This window comes from Hungatella effluvii (genome assembly GCF_003201875.1).
GTDB lineage: Bacteria > Bacillota > Clostridia > Lachnospirales > Lachnospiraceae > Hungatella > Hungatella effluvii.
Map to the genome: position 1 here is coordinate 414,738 of NZ_QJKD01000004.1, position 18,580 is coordinate 433,317.

The 18,580-nt window shown below is 51.2% G+C and carries 15 protein-coding genes and 1 riboswitch; of the genes, 12 read left to right on the top strand and 3 right to left on the bottom strand.

Going from position 1 to position 18,580, the window contains the following annotated elements:
- The first annotated feature begins 284 nt into the window (after positions 1-284).
- From DFR60_RS10425 to DFR60_RS10445, 5 genes are all read left to right on the top strand, one after another.
- Positions 285-1,658, top strand: a complete 1,374-nt coding sequence (locus tag DFR60_RS10425; RefSeq protein ID WP_110322833.1) for an ABC transporter substrate-binding protein — start codon at positions 285-287, stop codon at positions 1,656-1,658.
- Positions 1,659-1,748: 90 nt separating this feature from the next.
- A complete protein-coding gene (locus tag DFR60_RS10430; RefSeq protein WP_110322834.1) occupies positions 1,749-2,660 on the top strand; it encodes a carbohydrate ABC transporter permease in 912 nt (303 codons plus the stop codon).
- 12 nt (positions 2,661-2,672) lie between these two features.
- Positions 2,673-3,512: a carbohydrate ABC transporter permease gene (locus tag DFR60_RS10435; protein ID WP_002605199.1), complete on the top strand. Its 840-nt coding sequence runs from the start codon at positions 2,673-2,675 to the stop codon at positions 3,510-3,512.
- A 9-nt stretch (positions 3,513-3,521) separates the two neighbouring features.
- A complete protein-coding gene (locus DFR60_RS10440) occupies positions 3,522-4,547 on the top strand; it encodes an SGNH/GDSL hydrolase family protein (protein WP_110322835.1) in 1,026 nt (341 codons plus the stop codon).
- Positions 4,548-4,576: 29 nt separating this feature from the next.
- Entirely contained in the window at positions 4,577-6,091 is a 1,515-nt protein-coding gene (locus DFR60_RS10445) for a glycoside hydrolase family 43 protein (RefSeq protein WP_110322836.1), read from the top strand.
- A gap of 126 nt (positions 6,092-6,217) precedes the next feature.
- On the opposite strand, the gene DFR60_RS10450 is transcribed toward DFR60_RS10445, so the two are convergent.
- The gene (locus DFR60_RS10450; protein ID WP_110322868.1) at positions 6,218-7,630 is read right to left on the bottom strand and encodes an NAD(P)/FAD-dependent oxidoreductase; all 1,413 of its coding nucleotides are present in this window, start codon (positions 7,628-7,630) and stop codon (positions 6,218-6,220) included.
- Between the two features lie 21 nt (positions 7,631-7,651).
- A riboswitch (purine riboswitch) is annotated at positions 7,652-7,747 on the bottom strand.
- Positions 7,748-7,933: 186 nt separating this feature from the next.
- Here DFR60_RS10450 and DFR60_RS30865 point away from each other — a divergent pair.
- The 7 genes from DFR60_RS30865 (at position 7,934) to DFR60_RS10480 (ending at position 15,070) form a co-directional block, all read left to right on the top strand.
- A complete protein-coding gene (locus tag DFR60_RS30865) occupies positions 7,934-8,050 on the top strand; it encodes a putative holin-like toxin (protein ID WP_243005035.1) in 117 nt (38 codons plus the stop codon).
- 356 nt (positions 8,051-8,406) lie between these two features.
- Positions 8,407-8,985, top strand: a complete 579-nt coding sequence (gene pth, locus DFR60_RS10455) for an aminoacyl-tRNA hydrolase (RefSeq protein WP_110322837.1) — start codon at positions 8,407-8,409, stop codon at positions 8,983-8,985.
- Positions 8,982-12,518 carry a transcription-repair coupling factor gene (gene mfd / locus DFR60_RS10460; RefSeq protein ID WP_110322838.1) on the top strand — a complete coding sequence of 1,179 codons (3,537 nt, stop codon included), beginning with the start codon at positions 8,982-8,984 and terminating at the stop codon, positions 12,516-12,518. The genes pth and mfd overlap by 4 nt, the downstream gene beginning before the upstream one ends.
- Before the next feature lie 149 nt (positions 12,519-12,667).
- Positions 12,668-12,853: a hypothetical protein gene (locus DFR60_RS10465; protein ID WP_002605189.1), complete on the top strand. Its 186-nt coding sequence runs from the start codon at positions 12,668-12,670 to the stop codon at positions 12,851-12,853.
- Between the two features lie 191 nt (positions 12,854-13,044).
- Positions 13,045-14,109 carry a lactonase family protein gene (locus DFR60_RS10470; RefSeq protein ID WP_110322839.1) on the top strand — a complete coding sequence of 355 codons (1,065 nt, stop codon included), beginning with the start codon at positions 13,045-13,047 and terminating at the stop codon, positions 14,107-14,109.
- A 239-nt stretch (positions 14,110-14,348) separates the two neighbouring features.
- On the top strand, positions 14,349-14,897 hold the full coding sequence (spoVT, locus tag DFR60_RS10475) for a stage V sporulation protein T (RefSeq protein WP_002605187.1): 549 nt from the start codon (positions 14,349-14,351) through the stop codon (positions 14,895-14,897).
- Positions 14,898-14,926: 29 nt separating this feature from the next.
- On the top strand, positions 14,927-15,070 hold the full coding sequence (locus DFR60_RS10480) for a hypothetical protein (RefSeq protein ID WP_002605186.1): 144 nt from the start codon (positions 14,927-14,929) through the stop codon (positions 15,068-15,070).
- Positions 15,071-15,121: 51 nt separating this feature from the next.
- Here DFR60_RS10480 and DFR60_RS10485 read toward each other — a convergent pair whose 3' ends face one another.
- Positions 15,122-16,105, bottom strand: a complete 984-nt coding sequence (locus DFR60_RS10485) for a ComEC/Rec2 family competence protein (protein WP_110322840.1) — start codon at positions 16,103-16,105, stop codon at positions 15,122-15,124.
- A 135-nt stretch (positions 16,106-16,240) separates the two neighbouring features.
- A complete protein-coding gene (locus tag DFR60_RS10490; RefSeq protein ID WP_341457938.1) occupies positions 16,241-18,400 on the bottom strand; it encodes a CocE/NonD family hydrolase in 2,160 nt (719 codons plus the stop codon).
- Positions 18,401-18,580: the final 180 nt, after the last annotated feature.

An 18,580-nucleotide genomic window follows, 5' to 3' on the forward strand; every position in this document is an offset into this window, starting at 1 on the left:
CCCCCTTTCTCTGATTGTATGGTTTCTGATTGTTATTATATAGAAAAGAAAGAGAAAAAGCATCTGTATTTTTTCAATAAAACCATACTTCCATAAAAATGAAGAAATATCATAATAAATGATACTTTTTTCCGCATCTTTGTAAGAAATGATACGATTCCATATTTGAAGTTTCTTCTCTCTTCCTGAAAAATCCGGTATACTATGAGCACTTGGTGAGGTATTTCACAAACCTATGGATAATCAGTCAACGGTACAGTTGACAACAAACGGAGGTAACAGATATGAGAAAAGGAAAGAAACTTGCCTGTCTGTTTATGACAGGACTGATGGCAGCGTCGGCACTGACGGCCTGTACCAATGAACCGGCACCGGCCGCATCGAATGCACCGGAGGGGGAAACGACGACCGGGAAGGCAGCGGAGAAGACGACGGAAAATGCTTCCGGAGACCAGATCACCCTGCGTTTCATGTGGTGGGGCGGCGACGCCAGAAATGAGGCGACTCTGGCCGTCATTGACCAATATGAGAAGCTGCATCCGGAGGTTAAGATCGAGGCGGAGATGAACTCCGATCAGGGATATATCGACAAGGTATCCACCATGCTGGCCAACGGTACGGCGCCTGATATCCTCCAGCAGAATGTGGACTCTCTCCCGGATTTCATCTCGAGAGGCGATTTCTTCGTGGATTTCAAGGATTATCCGGAATTATTCGATCCGACCGGGTTTGATGAGACCTTTATCAGCCAGTTCGGCACATTTGACGGAAAGCTCTTAGCGCTTCCCACCGGTATGTCCTGTCTGGCTACCGTTGCCAATACCGCCGCGGCAGAAGCCTGCGGCGTAGATCTGACAAAGCAGATTACCTGGGATTCCATGCTCGAGGAGGGAAAGGCCCTTCACGCTCAGAACCCGGATTATTATTTCATGAATGTGGATACCAAGATTCTGTGTGAGTACGTCTTAAGACCGTATCTGCGCCAGATAACGGGAGAATCCTTTATTATTGACAGTGAAAAGAAGATCAGCTTTACGAAAGAACAGCTGGTGGAAGTGCTTCAGTATATCAAGGACTGCTACGACGGCGGCGTCTTTGAGGCGGCCGAGGACAGTGCGACCTTTAAGGGACAGATTCACACCAATCCGAAATGGATCGACGGCAAGTTTGTATTTGCCTATGGACCATCCTCCAGCATCAGCCTTTTAATGGATGCAATCCCTGAAACGAAATGCAGCGTGGTTCAGATGCCGATGGCCGAGGACCGGGTAAGCGACGGCTATTTCGCAGATACGCCTCAGTATATGACCGTAAACAAGAATTCCGAGCATGTGGAAGAGGCCGTGAAGTTCATGGATTACTTCTACAACGACGCACAGGCTCAGGAGACGCTGAAGGATGTGAGATCCGTACCTCCTACTAAGACGGCGCGGGCACTCTGCGCGGAGAAAGGCCTGTTAAATGCAACCGTAGTGGAAGCTGTCGATCTGGCCGCGGGATTAAACGGCAGGAGCGATAAGGGCTACACCACAAGCGCAGAGGTCTATGCGATTCAGGAAGACATGATCGAGAGCGTCGCCTATGGCCAGAGTACGCCGGAGGAAGCGGCGGACAACGCCATCGATCTGATCAACGATTACTTAAGCGGTTTGAATTAAGACCAGAATAAATTTTCAAACACGCTCTAAATCAGTGCGGCCCGGATATGAAAGATTCCGGGCCGTTTTAAAAGGCAGGAGGAGCTTATTATGGCTAATGTGAGTATGAAATCGAAGCCGAGCCACGGCGGCTGGACCAAGAGGAACCGGATTGGATTTCTTTATGTATGTATCTGGATTTTCGGGTTCCTGGTATTTCAGCTGTATCCGTTTGTGAGTTCGCTGTTTTACTCTTTTACGAGCTACGATATTTTTCATAAACCCGAGTTTGTAGGCCTGGACAATTACGTGCGGCTGTTTACGAAGGACAAGGAATTCTGGAATTCCTTAACCGTTACCTTAAAATATACGTTTATCACCGTCCCCGGCAAGGTGGTGCTGGCGCTGATCATCGCCATGATCTTAAACCGGGAACTGAAGGGAATTAACTTTATCAGGACCGTATATTATATTCCGTCGCTGTTAAGCGGCTCTGTGGCGGTCGCCATCCTCTGGAAGGTGCTGTTCATGAATGACGGCTTCATCAACAGCCTGCTGGGCGTGATTCATATCGCGCCGGTCAAGTGGCTGGGAAAGCCGGAGATGGCCCTGACAACCATCTGTATGCTGGAGATCTGGCAGTTCGGCTCTTCCATGGTTCTGTTCTTATCCGCACTTAAGCAGGTTCCGCAGTCGCTCTATGAGGCGGCCAGAATCGATGGAGCTTCCAAGGTAAGGATTTTTTTCAAGATCACGCTGCCGATGATCACCTCCATCGCGTTCTTTAACATTATCATGCAGCTGATTACGGCGCTTCAAAACTTTACATCGGCATTTGTCGTGACCAACGGAGGTCCCAACAAGGCCACCTATGTCCTGGGGATGAAGCTGTATACGGATGCGTTTAAATACTTCAAGATGGGATACGCCTGCGCCACGTCGTGGATCCTGTTTGTCATCATTATGATTATGACCCTGATCTTGTTCGCTACTTCCAAGAAATGGGTTTACTATGATAACTAGGAGGAAATCAGGATGAAAAATAAAGAGTTAAAAAAGGTTCTTACTTATCTGTTTCTGGGCATCTTCGGCATTGTCATGCTGTTTCCTGTCATCTGGATGTTCTTCGCCTGTTTTAAGACGAATAATGAGATCTTCGGCAGTTTACGCATTCTTCCCCAGGGCTGGAGCATGGAAGCTTTCGTCAAGGGCTGGAAGACCACAGGCACCTACACATATGCCAAATACTTTATCAACACCTTTGCACTGGTGATTCCCACCACGCTGCTCACACTGGCCTCCTGCTCCCTGGTCGCCTATGGATTCGCCAGATTTGATTTTCCGGGAAATCAGTTTCTGTTCATGATTCTGATTGCAACGCTCATGCTTCCCAATGCGGTTATTATCATTCCGCGGTATGCACTGTTTAACAAGCTGGGCTGGCTGGACTCCTATATGACCTTTTTCGCACCGGCTGCGGTTGGCTGCTACCCGTTCTTCGTGTTCATGCTGGTACAGTTTTTAAGAGGGCTCCCGAGGGATTTAGACGAATCGGCCTATATCGACGGCTGCGGACCGTTTCAGTGCTTTATCCAGATTCTGCTTCCGCTCCTTAAACCGGCTCTCTTCTCCGCCGGGCTGTTCCAGTTTTTGTGGACGTGGAATGACTTCTTCAACACCAACATTTACATCAATACCGTGTCCAAATTTCCGCTGTCCCTGGCACTTCGGGTCAGCATCGATGTCACCTCCAACATTCAGTGGAATCAGGTGATGTCCATGGCGCTGGTTTCGATTCTTCCGCTGATTCTTCTGTTCTTCGCGGCGCAGAAATATTTCGTGGAAGGGATTGCCACGACTGGTATGAAGGGATAGGGAGCGGAGATGGAATTAGAACAGGGACTTCTGTACCATGTGGATGGTCTTTTGCGGGACGAAGCATGGGGAGACTTTATCATCAGCCGGATTCCGGAGTCTGTCAGGTGTCGGCTGAATGAGAAAGCGCAGAAAAATATGTTGTTTGCAAGCAACAGCGAGCTGCGCTTCGTGATGGAGGAGGAGACGGTGACTATCGTCCTGCGGAGACTGCCGGTGAGCGGGCAGATCCGATCCGCAGGAATCCTGGAGGTCTTTTCCGGCGATTATCAGGGCAGCTATGAGATCAGCCCTGGTGTGGTGGGAGTCGGGGAGACAGAGATAACCATCCGCAGGCAGGACTGGGGTCATATCAGCCGCTTCCCGCGAAATCCCGGCGGGTTTGCGCCGCAGGTCACACGGGTCCTGCTTCCCTACGACTGGGGCTGTGCCATCCGGGAAATACGCGGAAGCTTAAGGCCGCCCAGGCTGGAAGAAATGCCGGAAAAGCGCCTGCTGTTTTACGGTTCTTCCATCACCCACGGCGGAAATGCTTCCGTTCCCTCCAGAACGTATGCGTTTCAGACAGCCTGGGAACTGGGGTACGACTTAATCAATCTGGGAAGCGCCGGGAGCGCCTTCATGGACCAGGCAATGGCGGAGTATATCGCCGGCCTGAAGGACTGGGACGCCGCCGTGTTCGAGCTGGGAGTCAATGTGCTGGAGGAATGGACGGACTGTCAGCTTTACGACCGGGCTTACCAGTGGATTGATACGGTAAAACGTGCTCAGCCGGAAAAACCTGTGATCGTGACAGATTTCTATTACAATCATTATGATTTTGAAGAAAATGAAAAGTCTGACGCATTCAGAAAAAAGATAAAAGAGTGTACGGCTGTACTGGAAAAAAAGTATGATCGGTTGTATTATAGGAATGGAACGCAGATCATGGGAACGTTCCGGGGGCTGTCCTCGGATGGACTGCATCCCTCGGACGCGGGTCACGCCATGATCGCACAGAATTTATCAAACTTTATGAGAGCACATGGCCTGTAAGACAGGGTGTGGCTGAAATGGAGGATTTTATGCAGACTTACAAAAATCCGGTATTGTACGCGGACTATTCGGATCCCGATGTGATTCGGGTCGGAGAAGACTACTTTATGGTGGCGTCTTCCTTTACTTACTTTCCCGGGGTGCCTCTCCTGCATTCGAAGGACCTGGTGCACTGGGAACTGATCAACTACTGTGTGAAGGAGCTGCCGTATGAAAAATACGCGGTGCCTTCCCATGGCTCCGGAACCTGGGCGCCGGCGATCCGTTACCACAACGGAACCTTCATTGTGTTTATCCCGCTGGTGGACGAAGGGAATCTGGTGGCCAGAAGCCGCGATCCCTATGGAGAATTCCAGCTGAACATGCTGTGCGAACGAAAGGGCTGGATCGATTCGTGTCCTTTCTGGGATGAAGACGGGAAGGCATACATGATCTTTGCCTACGCGGGCAGCAGGGCTGGGGTTAAGCACCGCCTGATGGTGGTGGAGATCGACCCCGACTGCCGGGAACTCATCGGTGAACCGGTCCTGATCTTCGACGGCGAGCAGATCGCCCCAACCACAGAGGGGCCAAAGATGTATAAAAAAGACGGATACTATTACGTTTTAATGCCGTCCGGCGGAGTGGAGAACGGCTGGCAGTCCTGCCTTAGATCCACGTCGGTGTACGGCCCTTATGAGTATAAGATTGTCATGCGCCAGGGCAATTCCCCCATCAATGGCCCTCACCAGGGCGGCTGGATAACGGCCCCGGACGGAAGAGACTGGTTCATCCATTTTCAGGATGTCCTGGAACTGGGGAGAATCATCCATCTTCAGCCCATGTGTTTTGTGGACGGATGGCCGTTTATGGGACAGGATACGGACGGAGATGGAATCGGCGAGCCTGTGGCGGAATGGAAAATGCCGGCGGAGGGTATGCCGGAGTATGAGATTGCGCGTGCGGATGATTTCTCCTCGGAGACCCTGGGGCTCCAGTGGCAGTGGCAGGCGAATCCCAATCCGGAAAACTATTCCCTGACCGCCGCACCGGGCCATCTAAGGCTGTACTGCCGCAGAAATCCGGTCAGGGAGAATCTCCTGTGGTACGCCCCCAATGTGCTGACTCAGATCCCCCAGAAAAAGGAGTTTTCCATGATAGCCAGGCTGGAACTGCACGGAGATAAGAACGGAGATTTCGGCGGAATCGGCATGGTGGGCCATTCCTACGCCTACGCCGGCTTATATCAGGGGACGGACGGACTGGAACTTCGCTGCTATGAGGGGACTGTTTCGGAGAAAATGTTCCTTGGTGAAGCGGAAGAACGCTGTGTCCTTAAGGTGCCCGCGGCCGGCAGCAGCCTGTGGCTGAAGCTTTCTGTCTCCGGGAATAAGACATACCAGTTTTCCTGGTCCGCCGACGGCACCGTGTTCCAGAAGCTGGAGCCGGTATTTAAGCTGTGCCGGGCCACCTGGACAGGAGCGAAGCTCTGTCTGTGGTCCTGCTCGCGTGAAAATGAGGAATCGGCCGGATACTGTGATTATGAGTGCGTCCTGTTTGAATAAATATGTGTCAGCGCGTGGGGAGACCATTTATCTCTGCAGCAAATAAAAAGCGTGGGAACACCGAGAAGAATCTGCTCGGTGTTTCCGCGCTTTATCTGTTATCTATGATAGGTTATATGATGATTCCTAACTCTCCATTTTTTTCAGAATACTCCTCGCCACGCTGATTCCGTTGGCAGATGCCTGCTGAAGCCCGCGCGTAACGGAGGCGCCGTCTCCGATGGCGCGAAGTCCCGTGACACTGGTCTCGAAATCAGAATTGACTACAACCTTGTTGGAGTAGAACTTTACTTCCACACCGTAAAGCAGTGTCTCGTCGCTGGCGATACCCGGGGTGACCTTGTCTAAGGCCAGCAGCATTTCCTTAATATCAACCATGATGCGGTGCGGGAATACCAGAGATAAATCGCCGGGAACCGCGTCCTTTAAGGTCGGGATTAAGTTGTTGCGGCAGAGACGCTCTTCTGTGGTACGTCTGCCGCGCTGGAAATCGCCGAAGGTCTGAACCAGAATCTTGCCGTCGCAGAGCATATTGCTGAGCTGGGCGATGTGCTTGCCGTATTCGATCGGCGTCTTGAACGGCTTCGTGAAGTTCTTGGAGACAAGAATCGCGAAGTTCGTGTTGTTTGTCTTGTATTCCTTGGACTTATAGGCGTGGCCGTTGACAACGGCCAGTCCGTTTTCGTAGTATTCTGTGGCAACCTCACCGGAAGGATTCGTACAGAAGGTACGCACCTTGTCGTCAAAGGTCGGTGTGTAGTAGACCAGCTTCGCTTCATAGAGGTTCTTGTTTAAGAACTCCATAATCTCGTCGCGAACCTCTACGCGGACTCCGATGTCCACAGTTCCGACGCGGGTCTCGATGCCGTGCGCGTCGCAGATATGGCTGAACCAGTCAGAGCCTTCGCGGCCGATGGCGGATACGATCTCCGGCGCATAATACGTCTCGCCCTTATCGGTAACGATGGCCTTCGCCTCGTTATCTTCTATAATAATGTCCTTTACCATGGTGTTGAATTCCATCTCAACGCCCTGAGCCAGTAAATGCTCCTGAAGGCGGGTATAGATCTTGTAGCCTTCCTCTGTGCCGAGATGGCGGATCGGACATTCGATCAGTTTTAAGTTGGCGTTAATCGCCTTTCTTCGGATCTCCTGAATCTCTTTCTGCTTGTCGATGCCGTATACATTCGTGTCGGCGCCGAACTTCAGATAGATGTTATCAGACTCCTTTAAGAGCTCCACTGTCTTGTCATACCCCAGAATCTCCGGGAGATTCCCGCCCACGTCTGGAGAGAGTGACAGCTTGCCGTCGGAAAATGCACCCGCTCCGGCAAAACCGGTGGTGATGGAACATGGCTTGCATCCCACGCAAGTCTTGGTCGTCCTCTTCGGACACGTCCTGTTTTCGATTCTGCGCCCCTTCTCGACCATCAGGATCTTTAAATCTGGTTTCTGCTGAATCAGCTCATAGGCACAGAAAATACCGGAAGGCCCCGCCCCGATGATGATGACATCATAGTTACTTGAATTTGAACTCATGAACAACACTCCTTTTCCCATAAAAATACCAACCAGCCTTATAGTCAACTATTCCGGTAGTTGGTAGAAACGTTCAACCTATTTTGAACCTATATAAGGTGTAATTCAGTGACATTAGCATTTTACCATATTGGGAGGGGCACCGCAAGGTGCGTCAGGTCGAATTCCGGATAAACTTGTAAACTTACAGAATTATTAAGAATTGTGGTTCCTCATGAGGCAGGAAAGCACTCATGACAGGAGTGGCAGCCTCCCGGAAGTATGAAACCCGTATGGGAATACATAGGAAAGGAGGTAACGTCTATGACAGCATATGAAGTTCTATCTATCTTTATTGGGATATTAGCGTTGATGATGTCCTTTGGAAGCTTGCTTGTAGCGATTATCGCCTTTCTCGATAAGAGAAATAAGCGAAAATAAAATGCCCACCCTGTCTAGCCACAGGATGGGCGGTGTCCGTAAGGACATTTAACATTTAACGTGGAGCATCCACTTTTGGAGTGGGTGCTTTCTTAATGTTATTATAAATGATTTTTACCCGATATTCAAGTGGTTTTTAAATTGTTTTATGATAATCACCGCATCTTTCCCCTTTACATCAAGGTTTCAAACTGTTAAAATGAGTAAACCAGCCAGCGTTAGATACCCCCTACAAGGAAATCTAGCGCTTTTCGGGCGTTCTGAAGTCTGGTATACCCCACACCCCGCCGCCCGCGGAAATAATTGGCATGAACTCAGAGATAAATTAATATAGAACATAGTAAGGAGCGGAAAATATGTATTTGATCGCAGGACTTGGAAATCCAACAAGGGAATATGAAAAAACGAGACATAATGTAGGCTTTGAAGCCATTGATATTCTGGCGGACAAGGCAGGAACGACGGTGACGGATAAGAAGCATAAGGCGCTGTACGGAAAGGGATATATCGGAGGCCAGAAGGTGATCCTGGCGAAGCCCCAGACGTATATGAACTTAAGCGGGGAAAGCATCCGGGAAATAGCGGACTTTTATAAAATAGAACCGGAGAACATCATCATTCTCTGTGATGATATTAATCTGTCAGAAGGGCAGCTGCGCATACGCTTAAAGGGAAGCGCCGGCGGCCACAACGGCTTAAAAAATATCATCAGCCATCTGGGAACCCAGGAATTTCCGAGAATACGCATCGGGGTAGGCGAGAAACCGCGCGGCATGGACCTGGCGGACTACGTGCTGGGGAGATTCCCGAAGGAGCAGCAGGCAGCTATGGAGGAGGCGTACCGCGACGCGGCGGAGGCGGCCTGCATGATGATCGAGGACGGAGCAGATGCGGCGATGAACCATTATAACAGAAAAAATAAGGAGAATTCATGAGCGATGTGTTTGAAAGTCCATTAAGAGAACTGAAGGAATTTGAAGACTTAGACCGCGATTTAAACCGGAAAAAAGGGCCGGTTCTGGTCAGCGGCTGTATGGATTCCCAGAAGGTCCATTTAATGTACGAGGCGGCGAAGGAGGTGCCCTGGAAGCTGGTGGTCACTTACGACGACACCAGAGCCAGGGAGATTTACGAGGACTTCCGCAATTTCGAACCGGGAGTCTCTCTGTATCCTGCCAGGGACTTACTGTTCTTTAACGCGGATATTCACGGTAATCTTTTAACCAAACAGCGTATGGCCGTATTCCGCAGGCTGATGGAGGAGAAGTCCGGCGTGGTCGTCACTACCTTTGACGGGCTGATGGACCATCTGCTTCCGCTGGCCTTCTTACAGAAGCAGATTCTCGAGGTGGGAAGCGGACAGACTTTAGATATCGCAGAGTGGAAGGAAAAACTGGTAGAGCTGGGGTACGAGCGCGTAGCCCAGGTGGATGGCATGGGCCAGTTTTCGATCCGGGGCGGAATCATCGATGTATTTCCGCTGACCGAGGAACTGCCGGTCCGTATCGAACTGTGGGATGATGAGGTGGATTCTATCCGTACCTTCGATATCGAGAGCCAGCGGTCCATCGAAGAACTGGAACGTGTCCTGGTCTATCCGGCCACGGAGATGGTGCTGACGAAGCAGCAGATTGCAGACGGACGGGAAGCGATCGAAAAAGAGGCAAAGAAATACGAGAAAGATTTAAGGGCGCAGCTTAAGACCGAGGAAGCAGCCCGGATTCATTCCATTATCTCGGAACTCTCGGATGGCCTTAAAGAGGGCTGGAAACAGCACGGCCTGGACGGATATATCCATTATTTCTGCCGGGACAGTGTGTCATTTCTCGATTATTTTCCGGACGAGGACACGGTCATCTACTTAGACGAGCCGGAACGGTTAAAGGAAAAGGGCGCGACGGTGGAGGAAGAGTTCCGGGAGAGTATGATATCCCGTCTCGAGCATGGATATCTGCTTCCAGGACAGACGGGACTGCTCTATCCGGCCAGGGAGATGCTGGCGAGGACTCAGAAGAGCCGTACCGCGTATCTGACCGGCCTGGAGCAGAAGCTCTCCGGATTTACAGTAAATGAAAGATACAGCCTTTCCGTGAAAAATGTGAACTCCTATCAAAATGGATTTGAACTGCTGATCAAGGATCTGACCAGGTGGAAACGGGAGGGATACCGTGTAATCCTTCTTTCCGCCTCCAGGACCAGATCCAGCCGTCTTGCCAGCGACTTGAGGGAGTACAATCTGCGGGCGTGGTGCCCGGATGAGAGCCGGGAAGAGGTGGAAGTAAAGCCGGGTGAAATCCTGGTAACCTACGGAAACTTACACCGCGGCTTCGAGTATCCGATGATCAAGTTTATCGTGATCACGGAAGGCGACATGTTCGGCGTTGAGAAAAAGAAGCGGAAAAGGAAGAAGACCACCTACGAGGGAACGAAGATTCAGAGCTTTTCCGATCTGTCAGTGGGGGACTATGTGGTTCATGAGGATCATGGTCTCGGTATCTACCGCGGAATTGAGAAGATCGAACAGGACGGAGTCATCAAGGATTACTTAAAGGTAGAGTATGGAGACGGAGGCAACTTATATCTGCCCGCCACACGCCTGGACGGAATTCAGAAGTACGCCGGTTCCGAGGCGAAAAAGCCCAAATTAAACCGTCTTGGCGGAGACCAGTGGAACAAGACGAAGACCAGGGTGAAAGGCGCGGTTAGGGAGATTGCCAAGGACCTGGTGCAGCTGTATGCAGCCAGACAGGACACCCAGGGCTTTCCGTACGGGCCTGATACGGTATGGCAGAAGGAATTCGAGGAGATGTTTCCTTACGAGGAGACGGAGGACCAGCTGGACGCCATCGATGCCACCAAGGGCGACATGGAGAGCCGGAAGATTATGGACCGCCTGATCTGCGGCGACGTGGGCTACGGAAAGACGGAGATCGCCCTGCGCGCCGCGTTCAAGGCGGTGCAGGACGAAAAGCAGGTGGTGTATCTGGTACCGACCACGATTCTGGCCCAGCAGCATTACAATACCTTCGTCCAGAGAATGAAGGATTTCCCGGTGCGTGTGGATCTGATGTCCCGGTTCCGCACACCGGGCCAGGTGAAGAAGACGCTGGAGGATTTAAAACGCGGACTGGTGGATATCGTGATCGGCACCCATCGCGTGCTGTCAAAGGATGTCCAGTTTAAGGATTTAGGGCTTCTGATTATCGATGAGGAGCAGCGGTTCGGCGTGACTCACAAGGAGAAGATCAAGAAGCTGAAGGAAAATATCGACGTACTCACCCTGACCGCGACGCCGATTCCCAGAACGCTGCATATGAGCCTGGTGGGAATACGCGACATGAGTGTACTGGAGGAACCTCCGGTAGACCGTATGCCCATCCAGACGTACGTGATGGAGTATAATGATGAGATGGTCAGGGAGGCCATTAACCGGGAGCTTTCCCGCGGCGGACAGGTGTATTACGTATACAACCGCGTCAGCAACATCGACGAGGTGGCAAACCATATCGCCAGTCTCGTGCCGGAGGCCTCAGTGACCTTCGCCCATGGCCAGATGCACGAGCATGAGCTGGAGCGCATCATGTTTGATTTCGTCAATGGGGAGATCGATGTGCTTGTCTGCACCACCATCATCGAGACGGGACTCGATATTCCCAATGCCAATACGATGATCATACAGGATGCGGACCGCATGGGACTTTCCCAGCTGTACCAGCTGAGGGGGCGCGTGGGCCGGTCGAGCCGGACTTCCTATGCGTTTCTCATGTACAGACGTGATAAAATGCTTCGGGAGGAGGCAGAGAAGCGTCTCCAGGCCATACGGGAGTTTACGGAGCTGGGCTCCGGCATCAAGATTGCCATGCGTGATCTGGAGATACGCGGGGCGGGCAATGTTCTGGGGGCGGAACAGCACGGCCATATGGAAGCGGTTGGGTATGACCTTTACTGTAAGCTGTTAAATCAGGCGGTATTGGAATTAAAGGGCCAGCGGAGGGAGGAGGACACCTACGAGACTGTGGTGGACTGCGATATCGACGCTTATATCCCCACCTCTTATATTAAGAACGAATATCAGAAGCTGGATATTTACAAGAGGATTTCCAGTATTGAGAATGAGGATGAGCACATGGATATGCAGGATGAGCTGATGGACCGTTTCGGAGATATTCCGAAGCCGGTTGAAAATCTCCTGCATGTGGCGGCCATCAAGGCGCTGGCTCATGGCGCTTACGTGACCGAGGTGAACATCAACAGCCAGGAGATCCGGCTCACCATGTATCAGAAAGCGAAGCTTAACGTGGCGGGCATACCGGCTATGGTGGAGCGGTACCGCGGCGATTTGAAGTTCCATATGGCGGATGAACCGTACTTTACTTTCATCGACAGGCGGAAAAACCAGACCACGGCCGGCATGATGGAACAGGCGGAAGAGCTGCTGAAACAGTTGCGTGAATTGACAGAAAAATAAAGAGTATTCTAAAAAGTGTTTATAAAAATTTAAGCTTACGATGGTTGCTATTAGCCTATTTTATGATATAATAATAGTAGAAGAAGGGATGAAAATCCCCAATGCATGCTATATTTCCATAATCATAAAATATAAGAAAGGTGGTAACCATGGACGTTTTAGGTATGTATCTTCTGCAGAGAGTTTCGAATGAGCTGACCATTCAAAGGAATGAATCATTTGAGAACAGATTTGTAGCTCCGGTTCCTGACAGCACGGCGGCAAGGGTGACGCATGAGGCGTATGTATGTTCCTCAAAGGATGTATCACCAAGGGTCACGAAAGGAGCGTTCTGATTCAGACAATGAAGATTGCGAAAGAGTAACAGGAGTTTCGTAAGCAGGCGGCTGTTCCGGATTCTGTAAGGAGCATGCTTAAAAGATTTTGAAAGGAAGCTGCTGCACCGGCTGTGTAAGACCAGCGGTGCGCAGCTTCTTTTTATCGGGTAAAATGATAGAAAATACGATTCGGGGAAAGGATAACATCTATGAAGCAGAATTACATCCTGTATGCAGGAAGCTATGCAGCGGCAGAGGAGGCCGGAATCCACGGGTACAGACTGAGCCGGGAAGAAGGCGGGGAGCCGCGGCTCACGGAAGTTTTTGCGGCCGCAGGAGTGTCGAATCCGTCGTACCTGGCGGTTTCCTCCGATGGCCGGTTTTTATACTCCGTTATGGAGGACATGACTTATGAAGGAAGGACCGGAGGCGGTGTGGCTGCGTTCCGGATTCACGGCGATTCGCTGACGCTTCTTAACACACGGGGAACGGAGGGAACGCTGCCGTGTCATCTGCTTCCCGATGAGAAGCGGGGATTTCTGTACGCAGCCAACTATATGAGCGGCAGCGTATCCATGTTCCGGTTAAATGCGGATGGCTCCATCGGGGAACTGTGTGATTTGAAACAGCATTCCGGCCACGGACCCAATGAAGAGAGACAGGAGGGGCCTCATGTTCATTATGCAGGGTACTCTGCGGATGAAGCAGGTCTCTGGTGCGTGGATTTAGGGATCGACCGGATCAAATATTACAGGATCGATGAAGAGAATGGGAAGCTGGAGCCAGACGAGAAGCGCGATATTGTATTTCCAGGAGGTACGGGGCCAAGACATTTTGTCTTAAACCGTGAGAAGAGAGAGCTGATGTATGTGGTGAGTGAACTGAGCTCGGAGGTATTCGTGATTCAATGCAGCGGCGGGGAAAACCGTATCCTGCAGAGAGTCTCCACACTGCCGGAGCAGGCGGAGAACAATACGTGTGCGGCCATTCATTTATCCAAAGACGGACGTTTTCTCTGTGCTTCCAACCGGGGGCATGACAGCATCGCTGTGTTTGCAGTGGACGCCGGTACCGGACTTCTCACGTTCACCGGGCGGACCGGGACGAGGGGAAAGACGCCCAGGGATTTCTGCTTCTGCGGAGATGTAATCCTTTCCGCGAATCAGGACAGCGATACGATTACCATGTTTCAATTTGATGAAAAAAATGGAAAAATCGATGACATGGACGAGGAGATCCGCTGCGGATCGCCGGTATGTCTGATTAGCACCTGATCGTATTTGCGCCAGTTCAAAAGAACTGGCGCATTTTCTTACACCATACTCTGCAGTCATGATACTGCGGAAGCCGCATTCAGAGCGGTCTTCACGGCTGTAAATCAATTTTAAAAACCTCATTCGATGGAAAATGACAGGGATATATTACGAAAAATGGCAGACATGAGTATAAATCTCAGCGTTCGTAGCAAAATAGTATCAGTGATATAAAATTGTACACCATGGAGGAGTTTTATATGAAAGCAACAGGTATTGTAAGGAGAATTGATGACCTTGGCCGTGTGGTAATCCCGAAAGAAATCAGGAGAACCCTTCGTTTGAGAGAGGGTACGCCGTTAGAGATATTCACAGACAGGGAAGGCGAAATCATTTTAAAGAAATATTCACCGATGGTTGAACTGACGGCGTTTGCATCCCAGTATGCGGAAGCCATGGCACAGACGACGGGACTTACCGTCTGCATCAGTGACAGGGACCAGGTGATCGCGGTTGCCGGTGGTTCGAAAAAGGAACTGCTCCAGAAGACGATCAGCAAACAGTTGGAAAATGTGATTAATGAAAGAACCGTATTGCTGGCTGGAAAAGATGATAAGAATTTCACTCCCCTGACTGGAGAAGCCCTGGAAGGGATCACAGCCCAGGTGATCGCGCCGATTATCTGTGAAGGCGATGCGATCGGGGCGGTTGCTTTGTTAAGCCGAGAGCCCAGAGCAAGATTTGGAGATATGGAAACGAAGCTGGCTACGACGGCGGCAGGATTCCTTGGAAGACAGATGGAAGGCTGATAACAGCCGTAAAAAAGGAGGTGACAGAGATGGCAGCATATGATCCGAAGGAAGATGATTACGGTGATGGAGACATTCCCGAAGTGGATACAGAACCCTACAAGGACGGCTTCTATGTGGAGCCGCTTCCTGAGTCCACACGTCCCAGAAGGGACGGCCCCGGCGGGGACTGATGATGAAAAATAAAAACGGCCTGTCAGCTTCATGGCGACAGGCCGTTTTGTTTAATTGATTATCTGATCGCCATCCTTGATGCAGTAATTGGCACGCACGCCCAATTCCTCCATCCACTGACGGGTCTCCAACGTCTTCCAGTCCCCGCTTCCGATACCGCCGCCGTTGTCATTGTCCCAGAGCCACTGCGGGCAGGGCCATAAGGCGATCTGAGGATTGATGGCCGCGTAGACATCGCGGTTTACGCCGTACTGTCCGTGATGGGACATCTGTACGATATCGCTCTTAAGCTCGGCAGGCGTGTGCTCGTTCATTAATAGCTGTCCGCCTTCCGGCCCCAAGTCGCCCAGAACCAGGATGCTGACGCCGTTTAAGTAAAACTTAAAGACGACGGAGCTGTTGTTGACAGAGGTGGCATCCAGGAGGTACGGATCATTCATGACGACGGCCCGGATATCGCCCAGCTGTATTTCCTGGCCCTTGGTGATGTCGCCGTGAAGCTTCTCCGGAGGAAGCTTTGCCAGGGCGTCCCGAAGGCCTACTACGAAGTCGCCGCGTCCGGAACCGTGGGTATCGTACCATTCCTGGTCTGTGAATTTGTAGTAGACGTTGTCAATGGTGATCTGGCTGTCCGGATTATTTAAAATCTCAATCAGGGCGCCTGCGTGGTCGGAATGGGGATGGGTGATGAACCATCCGGAGACATGGCCTTCCTTGGAGCGGATCACATCGAGTAAATGGGCGGAATCACTGTCCCAGCCGCCGTCAATGACGACGAGAGTGCCATCCTTTGACTGCATGACCATGGACAGCATCTGACGGTTGCCGTGGTCAGCCAGCAGAGACAGGCTTCCGCCGTCAAAGAGCTGGCTTCCCGGCCCGATGGACAGTTTAGAAGAAAATCCCATACGCTGTATGGCCGGCTGTCCTTCCGTTCCTTCTGCGGCCACGGGCTGTCCGATAAAGCTGGTCAGTGCAATATTTAAAAACAGAATTCCCGCGGCTATTTTTTTCCAGATATTAAATGATTTCATGTTTCCCTCCGGTTTCTTTTTTGACTATCCCTTATTATATAAGATTGTCCCCGTTTTTAACAGGTGGAGGCGCGAATTGTCAGGAAATCTTCAGAAATGGCGAAAGCTGCCGCTGCTATTGAGAAAAAACGTGCATTAAGCTCTCTTTTCTACCGGCACAAGAATATGGGAAGCCTGCATTCCGCCGCGGCAGATGGTGTTGTGCGCGATCCGGTTCACTTCGCTGTCAAAACCGTTTTCCGTATTGCTGTTAGGAAACATAAAATTTTTTGCGCCGGAGGTAACAGTAAAACGCATCCGGTGGCCGGCTTTGAAGGTGTTGGAGAGCTTTGTGGTTCGAATGCGCACTTCATAGATGCCATCCGGTTCCATAAATTCCGGTTTTTCAAAGCTGTTTCTGTATTTTACATCCATGACGCCGTCCGCCAACTTGATGGACGTCCCGTTTTCATCCACATCCGTGATCCGCACGAATAAATCAGTGTCAGGACAGTCAGAAGAAAGATAAAGGACTGCGGTGACGTCTCCGGTCACGGTCAAATCGTGATCCAGCACTGGCGTGGTGTAGCACAGGATATCATCGCGTTTCTCTTCTTCGGTGTAGTCTTCCGGCACCTCCAGCTCATTTTCGGAAACGTCTATGATGTGTGAGGCGGGAGAATCGGGATCGTAATCGTAGGAATCGAATTCCTGCCTCTGAGGTTTACATAATGTTAAGGCTTCGCGGTCCAGATACCAGACGGTGGGAACGGTTTCCGGCAGAGGCCAGTGCTCTCCGGTCTTCCAGCAGTTGTCACCCAGTGTATAGTATTCCACAGGCGCGGTGGTCTCGATGCCGTCGTCTTCGCCCTTTAAAAAGTGATCCAGCCACGCAAAGCACAGGAGATCCATATCATATCGCAGCGCGCGTTCTCCCATAAAAATGCCATGGATGTCGTAATTGGCATTGCCGCTGTGTTTCCAGGGGCCGAGAACCACCTTGTACGATCCGGTGGGATAGAATTCGTCGATCAGCTCCAGCGCTTCCGTGGTTCCCATTCCATTGTCATCAAACCATCCGGACATGACCAGGGCAGGAACGACATGGCCGCAGCTGCGCTCTCTCCAGTTGGCTTTCCTCCAGAAATCGTCGTAGTCGGGATGCTTCAGCCATTCGTTTAAGAATGGGACATCGATGCCCAGCGCCTTTTTGGCCATATCCCGGAGGGGCCGCAGCTTTAAGACCTCTTCCCAGTCGCTGCGGATCATGCGGTCCTCGCGGAACCGCTGCTCCGTCATGGCGAAGTTCCAGGCCATGGAGCCGGAGGTGAAACAGCCGCCCCGTCTGGGGAGATCGATGAAGGGGCTTCCCGCGCAGACACTGCTTAAAATGGCTTTCAGATGGGGATTGCCGCTGGCCGCCGCGGCCCATTGAACGTACCCGAGATAGGAGCCGCCGGTCATTCCCACGTTTCCGTCACTCCACGGCTGTTCGGCAATCCAGTCCAGGGTGTCGCTGCCATCCTCGACTTCATAGTAATTCGGCATCCATTCGCCGGTGCTGTCCTCTCTGCCCCGGACATCCTGTACGACGACCGCGTAGCCGCGCTGTACGAACCGGTAGTACTGCTCTGCGCCGTCGTGCTTACCGTAGGGGGTGCGGACCAGGACTGCCGGCACCTGGGTGGGGAACGGCCCGGAACATGCTGCGGCGGGGTCCAGCACATGCTCGGAGACGATCGTGCCGGGAAGATAGACGTCCGAAGCCAGCAGCTCGCCGTCTGCCGTCGGGACCATGTGGGTTCCGGCAAAACGCACCGCGCAGACCGGTCTGTCGCTCCATTCTTTCAGAATTGTATGTTCCTCCATTCCATTCAATACCAGGACTCCCGTATAATCCCGTCCGGACATCTGTACTGCGTAAAGCTGTCCGTCTGATACGTACAAGTCCAGAGGGAACTTGACATCTCTTTGTATGTAAGAGTCGTGTATGCAGGAGTCATGCATATAAGCATCATTCGCCTGCAGGCCGTCTCCGTTTAACCTGCGGGTAAAAACCTGTCCCTTTGACGTGGTGAAACGCTCTTCTCCCGCGCCTGCATGGGCCTCGTATTCCGGAAGCGATTCGAAGAAGCCGCGTATCTTCCTGCGGCAGAGTACTTCGTAAAAATCATCGTTGTGAAACGGTTCTTCCCGGTTAAAGGTGTTGGTGAATACGTCCAGTGTCTGGTGATTCAGTTCCTTTCCGTCCTCGTTCTGATCACGGATTATCCCGTAAAGAATCCCTGAAAAATAAAAATTCCATTGTTTCATCATCTAATTCCTCCTGTCTCTGTTTCTGATTATAAGGGAAATGGGGTATTCTGGAAACCGGTAAATTGGAAATTATTTCAAAAAAAGATGTCAATCATTTTTGAAAATGTCCTTAAAAAGTTTAATGATGAGCACCGGTTCTGCCGGTGCTTATTCTAATGATAAACTTATATTTGGGTATTA

Bases quoted from the DNA above. Each gene is read 5' to 3' on its own strand.
- DFR60_RS10490 (WP_341457938.1), bottom strand. From the start codon at position 18,400: ATGATGAAACAATGGAATTTTTATTTTTCAGGGATTCTTTACGGGATA.
- spoVT (WP_002605187.1), top strand. From the start codon at position 14,349: ATGAAAGCAACAGGTATTGTAAGGAGAATTGATGACCTTGGCCGTGTG.
- DFR60_RS10435 (WP_002605199.1), top strand. From the start codon at position 2,673: ATGAAAAATAAAGAGTTAAAAAAGGTTCTTACTTATCTGTTTCTGGGC.
- DFR60_RS10465 (WP_002605189.1), top strand. From the start codon at position 12,668: ATGGACGTTTTAGGTATGTATCTTCTGCAGAGAGTTTCGAATGAGCTG.
- DFR60_RS10440 (WP_110322835.1), top strand. From the start codon at position 3,522: ATGGAATTAGAACAGGGACTTCTGTACCATGTGGATGGTCTTTTGCGG.
- DFR60_RS10425 (WP_110322833.1), top strand. From the start codon at position 285: ATGAGAAAAGGAAAGAAACTTGCCTGTCTGTTTATGACAGGACTGATG.
- DFR60_RS10450 (WP_110322868.1), bottom strand. From the start codon at position 7,630: ATGAGTTCAAATTCAAGTAACTATGATGTCATCATCATCGGGGCGGGG.
- pth (WP_110322837.1), top strand. From the start codon at position 8,407: ATGTATTTGATCGCAGGACTTGGAAATCCAACAAGGGAATATGAAAAA.
- DFR60_RS10485 (WP_110322840.1), bottom strand. From the start codon at position 16,105: ATGAAATCATTTAATATCTGGAAAAAAATAGCCGCGGGAATTCTGTTT.
- DFR60_RS10470 (WP_110322839.1), top strand. From the start codon at position 13,045: ATGAAGCAGAATTACATCCTGTATGCAGGAAGCTATGCAGCGGCAGAG.
- DFR60_RS10445 (WP_110322836.1), top strand. From the start codon at position 4,577: ATGCAGACTTACAAAAATCCGGTATTGTACGCGGACTATTCGGATCCC.
- DFR60_RS10430 (WP_110322834.1), top strand. From the start codon at position 1,749: ATGGCTAATGTGAGTATGAAATCGAAGCCGAGCCACGGCGGCTGGACC.
- DFR60_RS10480 (WP_002605186.1), top strand. From the start codon at position 14,927: ATGGCAGCATATGATCCGAAGGAAGATGATTACGGTGATGGAGACATT.
- mfd (WP_110322838.1), top strand. From the start codon at position 8,982: ATGAGCGATGTGTTTGAAAGTCCATTAAGAGAACTGAAGGAATTTGAA.
- DFR60_RS30865 (WP_243005035.1), top strand. From the start codon at position 7,934: ATGACAGCATATGAAGTTCTATCTATCTTTATTGGGATATTAGCGTTG.